Source organism: Bifidobacterium catenulatum DSM 16992 = JCM 1194 = LMG 11043 (assembly GCF_001025195.1).
GTDB lineage: Bacteria > Actinomycetota > Actinomycetes > Actinomycetales > Bifidobacteriaceae > Bifidobacterium > Bifidobacterium catenulatum.
Genome location: NZ_AP012325.1, coordinates 820,261 through 835,603, shown reverse-complemented (window position 1 = coordinate 835,603; position 15,343 = coordinate 820,261). Strand labels below are relative to the sequence as shown.

15 protein-coding genes and 1 tRNA gene are annotated in these 15,343 nt (G+C 55.7%); 5 read left to right on the top strand and 11 right to left on the bottom strand.

What is annotated here, in order from left to right:
* Nucleotides 1–23: 23 nt before the first annotated feature.
* On the bottom strand, nt 24–323 hold the full coding sequence (locus BBCT_RS03500; protein ID WP_033501720.1) for a WhiB family transcriptional regulator: 300 nt from the start codon (nt 321–323) through the stop codon (nt 24–26).
* A 345-nt stretch (nt 324–668) separates the two neighbouring features.
* Here BBCT_RS03500 and BBCT_RS03495 point away from each other — a divergent pair, with 345 nt between their 5' ends.
* The 4 genes from BBCT_RS03495 (at nt 669) to BBCT_RS03475 (ending at nt 5,739) form a co-directional block, all read left to right on the top strand.
* Nucleotides 669–1,991, top strand: a complete 1,323-nt coding sequence (locus tag BBCT_RS03495) for an LCP family protein (RefSeq protein WP_231858099.1) — start codon at nt 669–671, stop codon at nt 1,989–1,991.
* A 73-nt stretch (nt 1,992–2,064) separates the two neighbouring features.
* Complete coding sequence (locus tag BBCT_RS03485) at nt 2,065–3,492, top strand: LCP family protein (protein WP_172620098.1); 1,428 nt, start codon at nt 2,065–2,067, stop codon at nt 3,490–3,492.
* 84 nt (nt 3,493–3,576) lie between these two features.
* Nucleotides 3,577–5,355 carry an FtsK/SpoIIIE domain-containing protein gene (locus BBCT_RS03480; RefSeq protein ID WP_003835258.1) on the top strand — a complete coding sequence of 593 codons (1,779 nt, stop codon included), beginning with the start codon at nt 3,577–3,579 and terminating at the stop codon, nt 5,353–5,355.
* Between the two features lie 105 nt (nt 5,356–5,460).
* Nucleotides 5,461–5,739, top strand: a complete 279-nt coding sequence (locus tag BBCT_RS03475; protein ID WP_003835265.1) for a WhiB family transcriptional regulator — start codon at nt 5,461–5,463, stop codon at nt 5,737–5,739.
* 126 nt (nt 5,740–5,865) lie between these two features.
* Here the strand turns inward: BBCT_RS03475 and BBCT_RS03470 are convergent, their stop codons facing one another.
* A complete protein-coding gene (locus BBCT_RS03470) occupies nt 5,866–7,344 on the bottom strand; it encodes a sensor histidine kinase (RefSeq protein ID WP_033512920.1) in 1,479 nt (492 codons plus the stop codon).
* Between the two features lie 143 nt (nt 7,345–7,487).
* Between BBCT_RS03470 and trhA the strand changes: the two genes are divergently transcribed.
* Nucleotides 7,488–8,375: a PAQR family membrane homeostasis protein TrhA gene (trhA, locus tag BBCT_RS03465; protein WP_003835269.1), complete on the top strand. Its 888-nt coding sequence runs from the start codon at nt 7,488–7,490 to the stop codon at nt 8,373–8,375.
* A gap of 132 nt (nt 8,376–8,507) precedes the next feature.
* Here trhA and BBCT_RS03460 read toward each other — a convergent pair whose 3' ends face one another.
* The 9 genes from BBCT_RS03460 to eno all read right to left on the bottom strand — a co-directional run bounded on the left by BBCT_RS03460 (nt 8,508) and on the right by eno (nt 15,315).
* Nucleotides 8,508–8,987 carry a GreA/GreB family elongation factor gene (locus BBCT_RS03460; protein ID WP_003835271.1) on the bottom strand — a complete coding sequence of 160 codons (480 nt, stop codon included), beginning with the start codon at nt 8,985–8,987 and terminating at the stop codon, nt 8,508–8,510.
* A gap of 42 nt (nt 8,988–9,029) precedes the next feature.
* The gene (locus tag BBCT_RS03455) at nt 9,030–9,437 is read right to left on the bottom strand and encodes an FKBP-type peptidyl-prolyl cis-trans isomerase (RefSeq protein WP_003835273.1); all 408 of its coding nucleotides are present in this window, start codon (nt 9,435–9,437) and stop codon (nt 9,030–9,032) included.
* Between the two features lie 51 nt (nt 9,438–9,488).
* The gene (locus BBCT_RS03450) at nt 9,489–10,949 is read right to left on the bottom strand and encodes an L-serine ammonia-lyase (RefSeq protein WP_003835274.1); all 1,461 of its coding nucleotides are present in this window, start codon (nt 10,947–10,949) and stop codon (nt 9,489–9,491) included.
* Between the two features lie 33 nt (nt 10,950–10,982).
* A complete protein-coding gene (locus BBCT_RS03445) occupies nt 10,983–11,558 on the bottom strand; it encodes a hypothetical protein (RefSeq protein WP_003835276.1) in 576 nt (191 codons plus the stop codon).
* A gap of 104 nt (nt 11,559–11,662) precedes the next feature.
* Nucleotides 11,663–11,742, bottom strand: a tRNA-Leu gene (locus BBCT_RS03440).
* A gap of 40 nt (nt 11,743–11,782) precedes the next feature.
* Nucleotides 11,783–12,778, bottom strand: coding sequence for a Ppx/GppA phosphatase family protein (locus tag BBCT_RS03435; RefSeq protein WP_003835278.1), 996 nt, complete (start codon nt 12,776–12,778; stop codon nt 11,783–11,785).
* A 27-nt stretch (nt 12,779–12,805) separates the two neighbouring features.
* Nucleotides 12,806–13,372 (bottom strand): DUF501 domain-containing protein, encoded by a 567-nt coding sequence (locus BBCT_RS03430; RefSeq protein ID WP_003835280.1) that lies wholly within the window; start codon nt 13,370–13,372, stop codon nt 12,806–12,808.
* An 8-nt stretch (nt 13,373–13,380) separates the two neighbouring features.
* A complete protein-coding gene (locus tag BBCT_RS03425; protein WP_003835281.1) occupies nt 13,381–13,938 on the bottom strand; it encodes an FtsB family cell division protein in 558 nt (185 codons plus the stop codon).
* A 78-nt stretch (nt 13,939–14,016) separates the two neighbouring features.
* Nucleotides 14,017–15,315, bottom strand: a complete 1,299-nt coding sequence (gene eno / locus BBCT_RS03420; RefSeq protein ID WP_003835282.1) for a phosphopyruvate hydratase — start codon at nt 15,313–15,315, stop codon at nt 14,017–14,019.
* Nucleotides 15,316–15,343: the final 28 nt, after the last annotated feature.

The window sequence follows — 15,343 nt, the reverse complement described above, 5'->3', positions numbered from 1 at the left end:
GTACGCACGGGGCACGCCGTACGTCATGCCCGTTCCTTGTGTTCCTTCTTGTAACGACGCCGCTCGCGTTCGCTCAAACCACCCCAAATACCGAATCTCTCATCGTGTTCGATGGCCCATTTCAGGCACTGTTCGCGAACCTCGCACTGGGCGCACACGCGTTTGGCGTCCCTAGTGGAACCGCCCTTTTCGGGAAAGAACGCCTCCGGGTCGGTTTGGGAGCATAAGGCCCTATGCTGCCAGGAAACATCGTCATCGCGCTTGAACAGACCCCACAACTCCGCAAGCGGATTGTCGGAGGACTCATCGATCACACCCCACATGCGTCCTCCCCTATCCATACGTATGCGCACTTAGTCACGTTGAATTACACACATGCAATTTCTTTTTGTCAAGTTTTCCGCCGTGTCAATAACCTTGATTCAAGAAAAATGTGGTACGAGGAACGATCAAGATGACGGGGGCCTGAAGCAGAATCAGCGAAAATCGGGGAACATCTCTATAATCCCATAACAGCGTAGTGATATGTTCTAGAACGCGTTGAGATATGGCGTGATCTTTTATACAAACAGGAAGGCGATACCGTGACCACATCACCAGCCGGCGATAAGCTTCCTAACGTCAATGGACTGCGAGACGCACAGCCGCGTCACAGCCTTGGCTATCGAGTGCAGCATCGCGCGAGAACGATAGTCGCTTCGGTCATCGCGGCGATGCTGGTGTTCTCGGGTACCGCGGCAGCTGCGACATGGTTGGATGTGAATGGCATCATCAAAAACCATTCAGTGGAGCTTATCGGCCAAGGTTCACTTGACGCCAACACGTCGATCATCGACCCAAATTCCGGCAAGCCCATCGAATTCGTACTCATCGGACAGGATTCCCGCGACGGCGAGGAAAACCAGTCAGTCGGAGGCAATTTCGACGATGTGGTAGGCAACCATCAGGCTGATACCACGATGGTGGCGCAGATTTCCGCGGACCGCACCAAAATCAACCTGGTTTCCATTCCACGCGATTCCTTGGTGGATGTACCTCAGTGCGAGACAACCAATGGTACAATTCCCGCGCAATACAACGTGATGTTCAATTCGATTTTCGCGAACGCATATCAGACCGGCGGTGATCTCGCTTCGGCCGCAAGCTGCACATTGAATGCAGTGAACAGCCTCACCGGATTGAACATTCAGAACTTCATCGTCGTGGATTTCGCAGGCTTGGTCAAGATGATCAACGCCGTGGGAGGCGTCGACCTGTGCATCCCGCAGGATGTCGATGATCCCTACACCAGCCTACAGCTCACCAAGGGACTGCACCATCTGGACGGATATCAGGCGACGCAGTACGCGCGAACCCGCCATGGTTTGGGAGATGGTTCCGACACGTCGCGCACAACCAGGCAGCAGTACCTCATCAAACAGTTGATGAACGAGGCGCTCAGCAAGAATCTTTTCACCGATACCGCACAGCTATATCAGCTGGCGAAATCGGCGTTGCAATCACTGTATATTTCACAAGGCATGGCTGACACCGCCGCACTTGCAGGTCTCGCCATGAGCCTCAAGGATTTCAATCTGTCCAACCTGTATTCACAGACCGTTCCAGTGGTGTCCGCGCCGTCGGATCCGAACCGTTCGGTCTGGGCCGATGAGGCGGAGACGCTTTGGGAGAAGATGCGCATGGACAAGCCGATTTATGGTTCTGATGAGTCCGATACGAACACTGATGCCGACAGCGCAGGCAATGCCGGCGATTCCACCGATAATTCGACTGAAGGCACCGACAACACGGGTTCTCAGGAAGCCGCGCCAACACCCGATTCGGTCACTGGTCTAATCACGCAGGCCGATGGCACGCTGATCGATCCGAACACCGGCGGCACGGTCGACCCTGAAGATGGTTCCATCCATGACGCTCTTACCGGGCAGTACATCGGACTTGCCGACCGTTACCTCAACGCGACGGTTTGTGCCGTTCCCGCAAAGAACTAGACCGCTTTCACCGAATCCGTTCCTACACGGTGTAAATGGTGTAGGAACGGATTTCTTTTTGGAGGATATTTGTATGAGTGAAGAGAACGGCGGCAAGGACCCCCTGTCCGTACCACCGAGCTTCATCCCGTCCGCAGGACGGAAGAAGACGGAACCACAACCTCATAAATCCCCGGTCCCTCCGAAATCCGGCTCCCCATCGATTCCGAGTTTTTCTCCCGCCTCGCAACCGGCCCGTTCTAGCGCTTCGCATTCGGCCAGACGATCTACGCAATCGTCTTCCGCAGCTTCGTCGGGCGCACCGCAAAGCTTCCGTCCTGTCGCACGTTCCGCCAGCGGAACACGCAAACCGGCCACGTCCTCTCCCGCATCATTCGCACCTGCTTCAGCATCGCATAATCCGAAACGTGCGGCACAACAGGTACGAGGCTCCTCCTCCATACCAGCAAGCACGCCACGAATGACTAACCAAGGCACCCCAAACCAAAACATGGCCAGCTCCGGCACATCGGCATTGCGATCCGTCGCAAAAGCCGCTCGACCGCATGGACAGCGACATGTGGGAAAAACCATTCTGCTCATCTTCCTTGTCATACTCCTCGCTTTGGGATTGTCGATATTCTCCTCATGGAATTGGGTGGACGGGCAGCTCAACAAACAGTCCTGGCTGACCGACAAAGCCGATACTGCCGGCGAAAGCTGGCTGATTCTCGGTTCCGACGAGCGCGAAGGCACCATTGGCGATGCGGGAGACGTGACCGGTTTCAGAACGGACACTATTCTCGTGCTCACCAAGCCGAAATCCGGCCCGTCCTCACTGATTTCCATTCCGCGTGATTCCTTGGTGGAAATCGACCAAAGCTATATGAAAATCAATGCGGTCGCGCAACTATATAGCGGAAAACAGCTAGTCAACGAGGTTGAAGACATCACAGGGCAGAAAATCAACCATGTTACCATGGTGCAGTTCGGCGGCCTTGTCAAAGTGGTCGACGCCCTTGGCGGCGTCGAATTGTGCTACGACCAAGACGTGGATGACCCGTACTCCCAATTGAACTGGACTGCCGGTTGTCATACTGCCGACGGCACCACCGCGCTTGCGTTCTCTCGTATGCGTTATGCCGACGCGCAAGGTGATTTCGGGCGTGCGGCCCGTCAGCGCCAGGTCATCAATGCCATAGTGAAAAAAGGCGCATCCAAGAATACGCTTCTGAACTTCGGCAAGGTCAAGAAAGTCGCGGAAGCGGCGTTAAGCTCCGTGACCGTGGATGAGAAGGCTTCGACCTCATCGCTGATGCGCATGGCCTTGGCCTTCAAAAGCGCTTCTGGAGACCAAGGCATTTCGGGAAGCGTCTACTGGACCGACCCCGGCTATTACGTTGATGGCGTTGGCTCCAGCGTACTGTTGGATGAGGAGAAGAATCTCGAATTGTTCTCCGAGCTGGCCAAAGGCACCCACAAAGCAGGCACTGTAGGCACGCTTGCCGAACAGCAAGGCTGACATTCCGGTCGGGAGATGTGGATAACTCATCCTCCGACCACAACCATGGTTTCAGCTTGCACCCGCTCATCCGCATTGCCCACTATGGCGTGTATGAAGGGCAAGAACAAACGCAAGCATACCGATGGATTCAATGAAGACCGGCTGATGCTCATCAGCTGGGCCGCACCCGTGCTGGCGCAGCTCGTCATGCTTGTCGTGATGATCGCGCAACGACAATGGCTGTACGTGGCTATGCTCGCCCCGGGGCTTATCGGCAGCGCGATGTCGTTGGTATCCATGGCATTGCGGTCCCGTCAGAAACAGCAGTATGACGAACCTGCGGACGCCACACCGTCGAAGGTTGCGGAAACGCTAGAGCGGACCATTGACCGACCATCATTCGCCGCGATGCCCCGTGTATGTTTCGAACACCTCTACGGTTTGAACGACGACATGCTGCCGTGGCGTACCATCGCACGAACGTGGCTCTCCCCCACATCCTCCTGCCTCTTAGGAATCACGCAACATGGCTTGTTCCGTACGGATTTGCAACGATCAGGCCCGCACGCGATGGTTGCAGGCACCACGGGATCGGGAAAATCGGAACTGCTCATCAGCTGGTGTCTATCGCTCGCCATGCAGTATAGCCCGGACGATCTGCATTTCGTGTTTCTGGATTTCAAGGGCGGATCGACATTCAACGCCTTGGAACAGCTTCCACACACGGTTGGCAACGTTTGCGATCTTGACCTGTCCCATGCGGTCCGTGCACTGAACGCCATCGAACAGGAGCTGATTCGGCGTGAGGCTTTGGTAAGCTCCGAACGCGTCTCCCGTTTCGATCAGCTGGCCAATCCTCCGGCAAGACTGGTCGTGGTCATCGACGAGTTCCACGCGCTTCGCGACCGTCTGCCCGACTATATGCAACGGTTGAACCGTCTTGCATCGCTCGGCCGTTCCCTTGGCATGCATTTGATTGTCTGCACGCAAAATCCCATGGGCCAAGTCCATGCCGATATGAAGGCCAACATGTCGCTAAACATATGTTTAAGGGTTACGGACCAGATGCAGTCGAACGAATTGATCGGTATACGCGACGCGGCGTTGATTCCTCCCAATATGCCTGGCGCCGCCTATTGCAATGACGGACAGCGCACCACGCCTTTCCTATGCAGCGCGGTTCGAGATGTCGACCGGCTTATCCTCAACATCAACATAGCCGCACGATTCCATGCTTGCAAACGCCCCGTTCTCTTGTTTTCCGATCCTCTCGCCCGGCATGCGACGCAATCCGATCTGTCGACCACAACGAACCGGCCATGGAACGAAATTCCTTTCGCTCTTGCCGACGATGGCGTGCTTGTACATACCGCCGTTCTCAACGTGAGCCAACAGAACATCGCCATTATCGGCGCTTATGGCAGCGGCAAAACCAATTTGCTGCTGCATTGCGCACGTTGGCTGTACGACACAGGTCGTGCCAATATTCGTTTCACACGCAAAAGCGAGCATGGCATGGTGACGGATGACGGAAGGCCATCGCCTTTGCATGAACGCACCATTTGGATTGTGGATGATGCGGACGAGCCGCTCAATCCTTTTTCCACTTCGCCTGAAGCGAACGAGCTGCGGGAGGCATTGGCAAATCCCAATATCACCGTGATTGCAGCTACGGAAAAACCCATTTCCGCACTGTTGGACCGATGCCCCACCCGTGTGGCATTTCCCTGCGGAGAACGTTCCAATGATCTGATGTTAGGCATTCCCGGAGCAATTCTGGACGGATTCTCAGCGGACGACTATACCCTTCACGGTCGTGGCGTGCTCATTCAGCAAGCCAAAGCCCGCCCTATTCAATGTGTGGAATTTCAAGGTTTTTGACGATTCGTGGGATTCTTTTCGTAAAGACTCTTGAAAAGTCGCACGATTCGTGGTTATCTGAGTAACAGACTTATATGCCGTACATGGCAAGAGGAAGGCGATTATATGAGCAGTGCTTTTGACTGGCGCGCCAAGGCCGCATGCCGCGACAAGGATCCGGAGCTGTTTTTCCCGGTCGGCAACACAGGTGCCGCCTACCAGCAGATCGAAGAGGCCAAGGCCGTCTGCCGCACCTGCAAGGTGATTGACGCGTGTCTGAAATGCGCTCTCGACACCAATCAGGATTACGGTGTTTGGGGCGGTCTGAGCGAGGATGAGCGCCGCGCGCTTAAGCGTCGTGCCATGCGAGCCCGTCGTTCCCAGGCCATGCAGATGCAGATCTAAGGGTTTTTCGAAGATCCGTCATTTGCATATGCTCTGCGAATAGCAGCTTACAAGAAAGTCCGGTTGACTTCTAACAGTCGACCGGACTTTCTTATGCCTTCCGAATCGCTTTCGCGTTCATCGGCCTTATGCTGCACGCAGCTTCATGTCAAGCACCACTCGGGTGCCGCCGCCGCGGCGAGGTTCCCAACGGACCGTACCTCCGAAATCGTTGTTGACGAACGTGCTGATGATCTGCGTACCTAGGCCTGACCCGGAGGAACGCGCCATGCCGTCATGCTCCTCATTGGCCAAACCGGTGCCATCGTCTTCAACTACGACATTGAGGTTGTTGCCGCCACGGCCCACGGAAATCGTGATGTGCCCGTCTTTCCGGCCTTCAAAACCATGTTCCACGGAATTGGTGATCAGCTCGGTCAGCACCAGAGACAGCGGCGTGGCATCCTGCGCCGGCATCATGCCGAATCGGCCGATGAAATCGATGTCGATGTGCTGGTCGCGCATGGTGGCCAGATCCACAGCCATCTTCAACAGACTGGAAATGACCTTGTCGTAGTCCACGATCTCATCGGCGGTCTGGCTCAAGCCTTCATGGACCATGGCGATGGTCTGCACACGGCGCTGCGCCTCTTTCAGCTCTTTCTTGACTTCTTCGGACTTGGTTTTACGTGCCTGCAGCCGTAGCAATGCGGAAACCGCCTGCAGATTGTTCTTGACGCGATGGTGGATCTCGGAAATCGTCGCATCCTTGGTCTGAAGTTCCTTTTCACGACGACGAAGCTCGGTCACATCTCGGCATAGCACGACAGCGCCAACACGGCCATTGGCATCCATCAACGGCAGCGAACGCATGGACACTGCGGACTTGTTGGCGTCAAGTTCAGAATCGACGGCAGCCTTGCCACTGAGCACCAGAGGCAGGGTTTCCAGCACGGGATCGTTCTCACGCAGCAGTTTGGTGCCGATTTCGCTCAGGTACTCCCCCTGCATGGTGCTGACCGACCCCAAACGTCGGAAGCAGCTGATGGCGTTTGGCGAAGCGTATCGCACGATGCCGTCGACGGTAAGCACGATGAAACCGTCCGCCACACGCGCATTATGACGCTGGTTCATGATCGGATTGCGGTACGGGAACTGGTCGCGCGGAATCATCTCATACAGATGCTTGCCCGCGCTGATGCTTTCGGATTCGTAACGTCCATTCGACTCTCGGGTAGCCATGTTCGTCTCACGTACCACCAGTCCCAGCGTCTTGCCGTTGTGGCGCACCGGCGCATACACATTGCATACCGTAGATCCACCCACCGTGCGGAGCACCGTGGAACGGAACACCGACTCGGAAGCCATCGCGGCATCCAATTCAGCGCTCATCTCCTCCTCAACAACATCGCCAACGACGTCATCGGTTCTCAGGCTCATCACCGTGGATGGACGACACTGCTCGGCGATAATGTATTTGCCCTCGCCATTTTGCAAAATGAGCAGCAGGTCAGCAAAACTCAGGTCGGCAATCACCTGCCAGTCGGCGACCAGATGATGCAGCCATTCACGATCTTCGTCGTCGAAATCAGGGCGGGTCGTCAAGATATGTGAGAAATCAGCCATGCGTTCCATCATACGCATCACGCCAGAGGTTTTGTACGACACATGCGCATATTAGACGCATATTATTGGAAAGGGATGTTGACATATCCATGAGTTACGGTAACGTAGGTTACGGTTCCGTAACTTACAGTGGAGGCACGCAGATGGCGAAACCCACAGAAGCTCAGATCGAGGAAAAACGCGCGATCATCGCAGAAGCACGCGAACAGGCTCTTCAAGCCAAGGCCGATATAATTCGCGTGAAGGCACGCAACAAGGCCGAGAACATCCGCAAGAAGGCCGACGGCAAGGCGAAAATGGCTATCGCCAAGGGCGAAGCTCGTGCCGCAAAAATAGAAGGCATCACTCCGGCGGAGATTGAACGCAAGATTCGTCTTGACGTGCATGGTCGCCCCAAGCCGGCGATGCGTGGCTGGATTCATGCCGTGGCCACTCCTCTGGCGTTGGCGGCCGGCATCGTGCTAATCTGTCTGGCACACGGTATCGGTTTGAAGTGGGCCTGCGCCGTGTTCATGACGTGTTCGCTGGTATTGTTCGGCAATTCCGCCTGCTACCATTTGGGCGATTGGTCACCTCGCGTTACCGACGCGCTACGACGCATCGACCATATGAATATCTTCCTGCTAATCGCAGGAACTTATACGCCGGTCTCCTTTGCACTCGAACCATTCTGGCGCAATTCAATCATCGCAGGCATGTGGATCTGCACTACCGTGGCGCTCATCATTCACGTCATCTGGATCAGTGCCCCACGCTGGCTTTACGTGATTGTGTATATTATTTTCGGCGTTTCCGGCGTGGCATTCATGGGATTGTTCTGGATTTCACCATACGCCGGCCCAGCGGTTGTGGTGCTGTTGGCCGCGGGCGGCGCCTGCTACATCGCCGGAGCCATCGTATACGCGCTACGTAAGCCTGATCCATGGCCGAAGGTGTTCGGCTTCCATGAGATTTTTCATTGCGGCACCGTCGCCGGTTACGCATGCCACATGGTGGCGATTTACATGGTGATCGTGCAGCTATGGCCGTAAGTTCAGATCATATCTGATTGCAGTTTGACGAAATATATGACAAGGCTGGTTCATCATTTTATTCGATGAACCAGCCTTGTCATATCGCTTCATGTCGTTGGAATATCAGATTCGGCTTATGGCGAACATCACTCAGGCGAGCGGCTTGGCTTCCTTGATGGTCACGGAAATCTCACGTCCGTTCGGAGCCGTATACGACACCGTGTCTCCCTCGTGAGCGCCGTTGATGGCTGCGCCGATCGGGGATTCCGGGCTGATGATGCTGTAGTCCGTGGCGATGGATAGGTCACGCGTGCCAAGCACGTAGACCATTTCACGGCCGTTGACATCCAGCGTCACCAAAGAACCGTCGCCGACTTCACCGGCCTTGGGTGCGGTCAGAATCTTCGCGTTGCGTAGCTTGACGGTCAGTTCCTCGATGCGTCCCTGATTTACTCGCTGAGCCTCACGAGCGGCCTGATAGCCGCCGTTTTCGCTCAAATCGCCCTCGGCGCGTGCCGCGGAAACCTTGGAAAGGATTTCGTCGCGATACTCGCCTTCACGCCAAGCGAGCTCTTCCTTCATCTTGTCATAAGCTTCCTGCGTCAGCAGAAGCGTTTTTTCTTCGGCCATGTTGCCTCCTTGACCTTGGAAATTACTCTATACCGCTTAGTTTCAGCGGGTGGAGATGATGTCAATCACGAATACCAGGGTGTCTTCGCCGCCGATGCCGGCCTGCGGAACGCCACGGGAACCATAGCCATACTCCGGCGGAATGGACACCACCAAGCGGGAACCGACGTTGTGACCCGGAACGGTCTGGTCCCAACCCTTGATGACCTGGCCAACACCGATGCCGAAGCTGGCCGGCTGGTGACGGTCGAAGCTGGAATCGAACGGGGTGTCTTTGCCCCAGACCACACCGTGATAGTTAACGGTGACGGTGTCGCCGCGACGAACCATCGGGCCATTGCCCTCGAGCAGCTCCACAACCTTCAGACCTGCCGGAGCGGTCTCGGACGAGAATTCGATGGTCGGGCGATCGCCGAACTCAACATTGACAACGGGCATTTGAGATGCCATGGTGAACCTCCTTGAAAAGCACAATGCCACCTAGACTAGCACCAACCACCGCTAGCATTCAACGACATTGACCGCCAAACCACCTTTTGAGGTTTCTTTATACTTGGCCATCATGTCTTCGCCCGTGTCTTTCATGGTTTTGATGGCCTGATCCAAGGTCACGATATGCGTTCCATCTCCCAGCATGGCCATACGAACCGCATTGATAGCAGTATTCGCCGCCATGGCGTTGCGTTCGATGCATGGAATCTGTACTAAACCTCCCACGGGATCACAGGTCAGTCCCAGATTATGCTCAATGCCGATTTCCGCAGCGTTCTCCACTTGCCGCGGAGTACCACCCATCACCGCGCACAAACCGGCCGCAGCCATCGAACATGCCGTACCGACCTCTCCCTGGCATCCGACTTCCGCACCGGAAATGGAGGCATTGCGTTTAAACAGGTACCCTACCGCGCCTGTAGTGAGCAGGAAGGTAATAACACCCTCTTCATTCGCATGGTCAACGAAATGCCAGTAATAGTGAAGCACTGCCGGAATGATTCCTGCAGCACCGTTGGTCGGTGCGGTGACGATTCGCCCACCACTGGCGTTTTCCTCCGACACCGCCAAAGCGAACAAATCCACCCATGCCGCATCCGACGATTCGAGCACCGCATCCACGCGCTTCTTGTCTCGCGCAAGCACATCACTGTTGGAGGCAAGCCTTGCATACATTTTCGGCGCCCTGCGGGGCACATCCAAACCGCCGGGCAGCACGGTCTGCGACGTATAGCATCCGTGCTGTACACAACGACGCATCACCCTCCACACGTTATCCAGTTCGCTACGAACCTGCACCGCCGACTGCATGGCCGTTTCGTTGGCCCACACAATGTCGGCAATACTCATATGGTGCTTCTCGCATAGAGCAATGAGTTCGTCGCATGACGTGAATGGATATGGCACATCCGAAACGTCATCAAGTGAGGAATCACTTTGCTGATCGGCGAAAGACGTTCCGACCGGCGGACGCTCATGAATGCCGATCATCAGATCCTCGGCATTGCCTTGCCGCACGAAGCCTCCACCGATGGAATACCAGACCTGTTCATCAACAAGATTGTTCTGCTGGTCAAATGCTTGGAAACGCATGCCATTAGGGTGCGCGGCCATGCGATGCCACACGTCCATCACCACATCATGCTCATAGTCGAAATCGATGCGATGCTTACCCGCCAGCAACAGTTCCCCACTCGCCTCGCATTCATGACGAATGGTATTCACATGATCCGTATCGACGGTTTGCGGCATGTTGCCTTCCAGACCTGCCACAGTCGCACGATCGGTACCGTGCCCCAAGCCCGTCAACGCAAGAGACCCATACAGTACCGTACGCACGCGGCTCACACGGCCAAGCGTTCCCGTATGCTCAAGGGATTCGACAAACTTGCATGCCGCCACCATCGGACCAACAGTGTGTGAGGAACTTGGCCCAACGCCTATCTTGAACATTTCGAGAATACTAAACATACCAATCGCCGCCTTGCCTCTCAGGTGCCTTGCTCAGGCTGCATACAATGCACGGAACATGAGAATCATAATAATCAAACCAATGATGGCGGCCGCAACTTCCACCACCAGCATGATGATGGCAGTGGTTTTACGATTGCCGAGTTTAACGTCAAGCAACTTGGCGAACAGGAAGGCGACGAAGCCAAGAGCTGCGCCATTCAGCGCAATCGCACCAATCTGGCCATTGGTGAGCACACTTTCCCCCACCATGGCAAGCACGGAATTGATGGTGGCGGAGAACACCAGCAGGCTCCACACACCGTAACCGATAAGTCCAACAATCGCATATGCGAACGGACGGAACCGCTCACGCATTTTGAGCGTAAACGATTCGGCACACCACAGCAACGCAAAGCCCACAACGAACGTGAACGCCACTGCCATGAACACCGCTTCCATAGCCCATGGAATCAACGCCAACGACGACTTCAACAACGAGAAATACAGCGGAGAGCAAGCTAGTTCGCCCACAGCCAAAACTCCTGCGACGATAATCGCTTGGGAGAGCATCAGCGGAATTTCCGTATCGGGCTGTTCGATTACTGGCTTGATATCTTTCGACGTCATACTTTTTCCGTTCCAGTCGGCTACTTGGGGTTATCAATGCCGCCAGTGTAATAACGGATTGTTTCGTACGTGCTATCCAGCAACACATTTACAACGTCATTCGGTGCCGCCAGCGGGAATCGAACCCGCAATCCGAAGAGACCGATTTTAAGTCGGTTGCGTATACCAGTTTCGCCATGGCGGCAAGGCGTCGAACAAGCCGACGCCCAAGTTATTATGCCACGTTAACGTTCGGCAAGCAATCGCGTGCCGTAATCCAACACAATGCCATCAAGCAAACCGTGTTCGCTGGCCATGAAGGAGTCGATATGCTGACCATGGTCGGCATAGGCTGCCTCACTGACTTTGGCGAGCACACGATTCCACACCAGAGCACCACCGCCGACCACGTCAACACGACCCGGGTGAATGGTTTTATAGGTCAGGCGCTCTTCGCGCGGCATCTTAAGGAACTTGTTATCGACCGCATAAGCGTCTTCCAGCGAGCAGCTGGCACCATCCACCGCGGAATGGTCGTATTCGGTCAATCCCATGGCCAGAGCGGTCATGGTAGTCACTGTGCCAGACACGCCGATGATAGTGCGGGTTTTACCTGCAGGAACCGTTTTGAACGCTTCATCGATATGCTCGTCGATGTCGGCAATAGCCTCTTGAATCTGTGCTTCGGTAGGCGGATCGTTCTTCAAGTGGCGTTCGGTCATACGCACCGAGCCAATGTTCATGGAGAACGCGGCCTGCACCTGCGTGTTCGGATGGCTTACACCGTCGCCGCCAAGCACCAATTCCGTAGAGCCGCCACCCAGATCAACCACCAAATACGGAGCTTCGACGTCGCGACGAACCACGCTCGTGGCACCAAGGAAGCTTAGATCAGCCTCTTCCGTGCCGGGGATGACTTCTGGACGCACGCCGAGGATCTGCTCGATATTGTCTTCGAATTCCTCACGGTTCTCAGCATCACGAGTGGCCGAAGTGGCAACGAAACGAATGCCGTCCACCGGATGATCTTTCAGCACCTCGGCGAATTCGCGGGCAGCGGCGTAAGCACGTTCCAATGCCTCATCGGCGAAACGATGCGTCTTATCAACATCCTGACCGAGACGAATCACACGAAGGATACGCGGAACAATATCTTCAACGCCGTCTTCACTGACGCGGGAGACCTTCAGACGAATCGAGTTCGTACCGCAATCAATGCCGGCAACAGTAACGGATTTCATTGCTTCTTCTTTCTGTCTGAATATGGTTCAGTCTTCATTTGCCACCGTGCAACGGCATACATTGGGGTCGAATTCATGACGAATCGCCTCCAATGCCATGTCTCCAATCGGGTTGGCACCCTCGCCCATCACCAGCGTTTGCGCCAACAAGGCGTGCAGACACTTAACGCGAACAGGCATGCCGCCGGCACTGGTGCCTTCGATATGCTCTTCGCTGTCTTCCATGGCAACGGCGATTTCATGCCGGAACGCCAAATACAGTTCGTGCGCACGCTCGTAAGCGGCTTTCAGATCGTCATCTTCAGCCAAAAGATCGTTGTACTCCTTCATCTTACCTTCGGCTTCGATGTGGGAAATGGCTTTCACCGCTTCCGGACCAGTCAAATAGCAAGTGGTAGGGAAAGGCACGCCTCCCGGCAGCAGCGGACGCGTGACCACAGCCAAAGGCCTGCCGCACACGCAACGCGCTCCGACAGCCACCATGCCACGCGGGTAGCGACCCAACTGACGCTCAACCACAGCAATATCATGCTCGGTGGCAGGCTGGTCGAGAACCTTCTTCGCCAAGGTTTTGGCCTGTTCGCTGATTGTCATACCCTGTGTCACTCCTGCTGATCTCCTGATTGCTGTTGGTTGTTGTCTTGTGAAGCCTGCTGCTGACCACCGGATTCCGGGCTTGTTCCATTCGCATCCGATTCGCCGGTTGCCGTACTTTCGGACGTTTCCCTCGATTTCACCTCATCCGATTGGTCGGCCTGTTTGAACGAATACGCCATTTCCTTGTACCAAGGCAGTACGGTTTTCCGCGATTCGTCCGTCGTCTTCTTATCTTCTGTGGTTTCGCCGGTTACCGCTTCGGGATGTTCCACACGAATCGCCTGTTCTCCCGGAAACACGAATCCCAGACGATCCCTCGCCTGCGCCGTAACGTAGGCTTTGTCATCCCAGCGCGCGATGTCGTTTTCCAATTCCTGCTTTTGCGCTATCAACGCGGCTTCCTGCTTCTTCAAGCCATTCAATTCAGCCATATTCAACGCATAGGTGTGGAATGTCGACGCCAACTGGATAGCTCCTAAAGCCACGATAAATACCGCCACAAAGAACGCGATGGGACCCGCGCTGCCTTTTTTGGATGCTTTCTTGCGTGACTTTGAGCTCATAGCAACGAAAATACCCGTCGCGTTCGACGAGGAACACGACGGGCACTCTACATCAGCGCATATTCGATGCGCTTACGCTCACTTGGCGATGTACTTCTTGCAAGCCTTGAAAGCGCTGTAGCCAGCGTACTGAGCGGTGGAGCCGAGCTCCTCCTCGATCTCGAGCAGGCGGTTGTACTTAGCAATACGCTCGCCACGAGCCGGAGCACCGGTCTTGATCTGGCCGGTGTTCTTTGCCACAGCCAGGTCAGAGATGGTGGTGTCCGGGGTCTCGCCGGAACGGTGGGAAACCATGGAGGTGAAGCCGTTCTTGGTGGCCAGCTCGATGGCGTCGAGGGTCTCGGTGACGGTACCGATCTGGTTCAGCTTGACCAGCAGGGAGTTGGCGGCGCCGAGCTCGATGCCCTTAGCCAGACGTGCCGGGTTGGTGACCAGCAGGTCGTCGCCGACGAACTGCAGACGATCGCCGAGCTTGGCGGTGATGGCAGCCCAGTCTTCCCAGCCTTCTTCCTGGAACGGATCCTCGATGGAAACGATCGGGTACTCGTTGATGAGGTTCTCGTAGAAGTCGAGCATGTAGCCGGCTTCGCGATCGTCACCTTCGAAGTGATACTTGCCGGTCTCCTTGTTGTAGAACTCAGAGGAAGCCACGTCGAGGGAGATGCCGATCTGCTTGCCCGGCTCGTAGCCGGCGGCGGAGATGGCGTCCATGATGTAGTTCAGGGAGTCCTTGTTGGACTTCATCTTCGGAGCGAAGCCGCCCTCGTCGCCAAGGCCAGTGGCCAGGCCTTCCTTCTTCAGGACGTTCTTCAGGGTGTGGTAGACCTCAACGCCTGCACGCAGAGCCTCGCTGTAGGTGTCGAAGCCGTACGGGGAGATCATGTACTCCTGAATGTCGGTGGCGAAGTCAGCGTGAGCGCCACCGTTCATGATGTTCATGTTCGGAACCGGCAGGATGTGGCCGTTGGTGCCGCCGATGTAGCGGTACAGCGGCTGGCCTGCGGACTCAGCGGAGGCGTACAGAGCGGCCAGGGACACGCCGAGGATGGCGTTGGCGCCCAGACGACCCTTGTTCGGGGTGCCGTCGAGCTCGATCATGACCTCATCGAGAGCGCGCTGGTCGGCAGCATCCATGCCGATGACCTTCGGAGCGATCTCTTCGTTCACGGCCTTGACGGCATTGAGAACACCCTTGCCCTGGTACACGGACTTGTCGCCATCGCGACGCTCCCAAGCCTCAGCTTCACCGGTGGAAGCACCGGACGGAACGAGGCCCAAGCCCTGAGCACCGTCTTCGGTGTCGAGAACGACCTCAACGGTCGGGTTGCCGCGGGAATCGAGAATCTGACGCGCGTAAACGCTTTCAATTACTGCCACAACTACTCCTTATAAACGTTAGGTTGTG

Coding starts and splice junctions, on each gene's coding strand:
- BBCT_RS03480 (WP_003835258.1), top strand. CDS start 3,577: ATGGCGTGTATGAAGGGCAAGAACAAACGCAAGCATACCGATGGATTC.
- BBCT_RS03485 (WP_172620098.1), top strand. CDS start 2,065: ATGAGTGAAGAGAACGGCGGCAAGGACCCCCTGTCCGTACCACCGAGC.
- BBCT_RS03450 (WP_003835274.1), bottom strand. CDS start 10,949: ATGTTTAGTATTCTCGAAATGTTCAAGATAGGCGTTGGGCCAAGTTCC.
- BBCT_RS03445 (WP_003835276.1), bottom strand. CDS start 11,558: ATGACGTCGAAAGATATCAAGCCAGTAATCGAACAGCCCGATACGGAA.
- BBCT_RS03500 (WP_033501720.1), bottom strand. CDS start 323: ATGTGGGGTGTGATCGATGAGTCCTCCGACAATCCGCTTGCGGAGTTG.
- BBCT_RS03475 (WP_003835265.1), top strand. CDS start 5,461: ATGAGCAGTGCTTTTGACTGGCGCGCCAAGGCCGCATGCCGCGACAAG.
- BBCT_RS03460 (WP_003835271.1), bottom strand. CDS start 8,987: ATGGCCGAAGAAAAAACGCTTCTGCTGACGCAGGAAGCTTATGACAAG.
- trhA (WP_003835269.1), top strand. CDS start 7,488: ATGGCGAAACCCACAGAAGCTCAGATCGAGGAAAAACGCGCGATCATC.
- BBCT_RS03455 (WP_003835273.1), bottom strand. CDS start 9,437: ATGGCATCTCAAATGCCCGTTGTCAATGTTGAGTTCGGCGATCGCCCG.
- BBCT_RS03470 (WP_033512920.1), bottom strand. CDS start 7,344: ATGGCTGATTTCTCACATATCTTGACGACCCGCCCTGATTTCGACGAC.
- BBCT_RS03435 (WP_003835278.1), bottom strand. CDS start 12,778: ATGAAATCCGTTACTGTTGCCGGCATTGATTGCGGTACGAACTCGATT.
- BBCT_RS03430 (WP_003835280.1), bottom strand. CDS start 13,372: ATGACAATCAGCGAACAGGCCAAAACCTTGGCGAAGAAGGTTCTCGAC.
- BBCT_RS03425 (WP_003835281.1), bottom strand. CDS start 13,938: ATGAGCTCAAAGTCACGCAAGAAAGCATCCAAAAAAGGCAGCGCGGGT.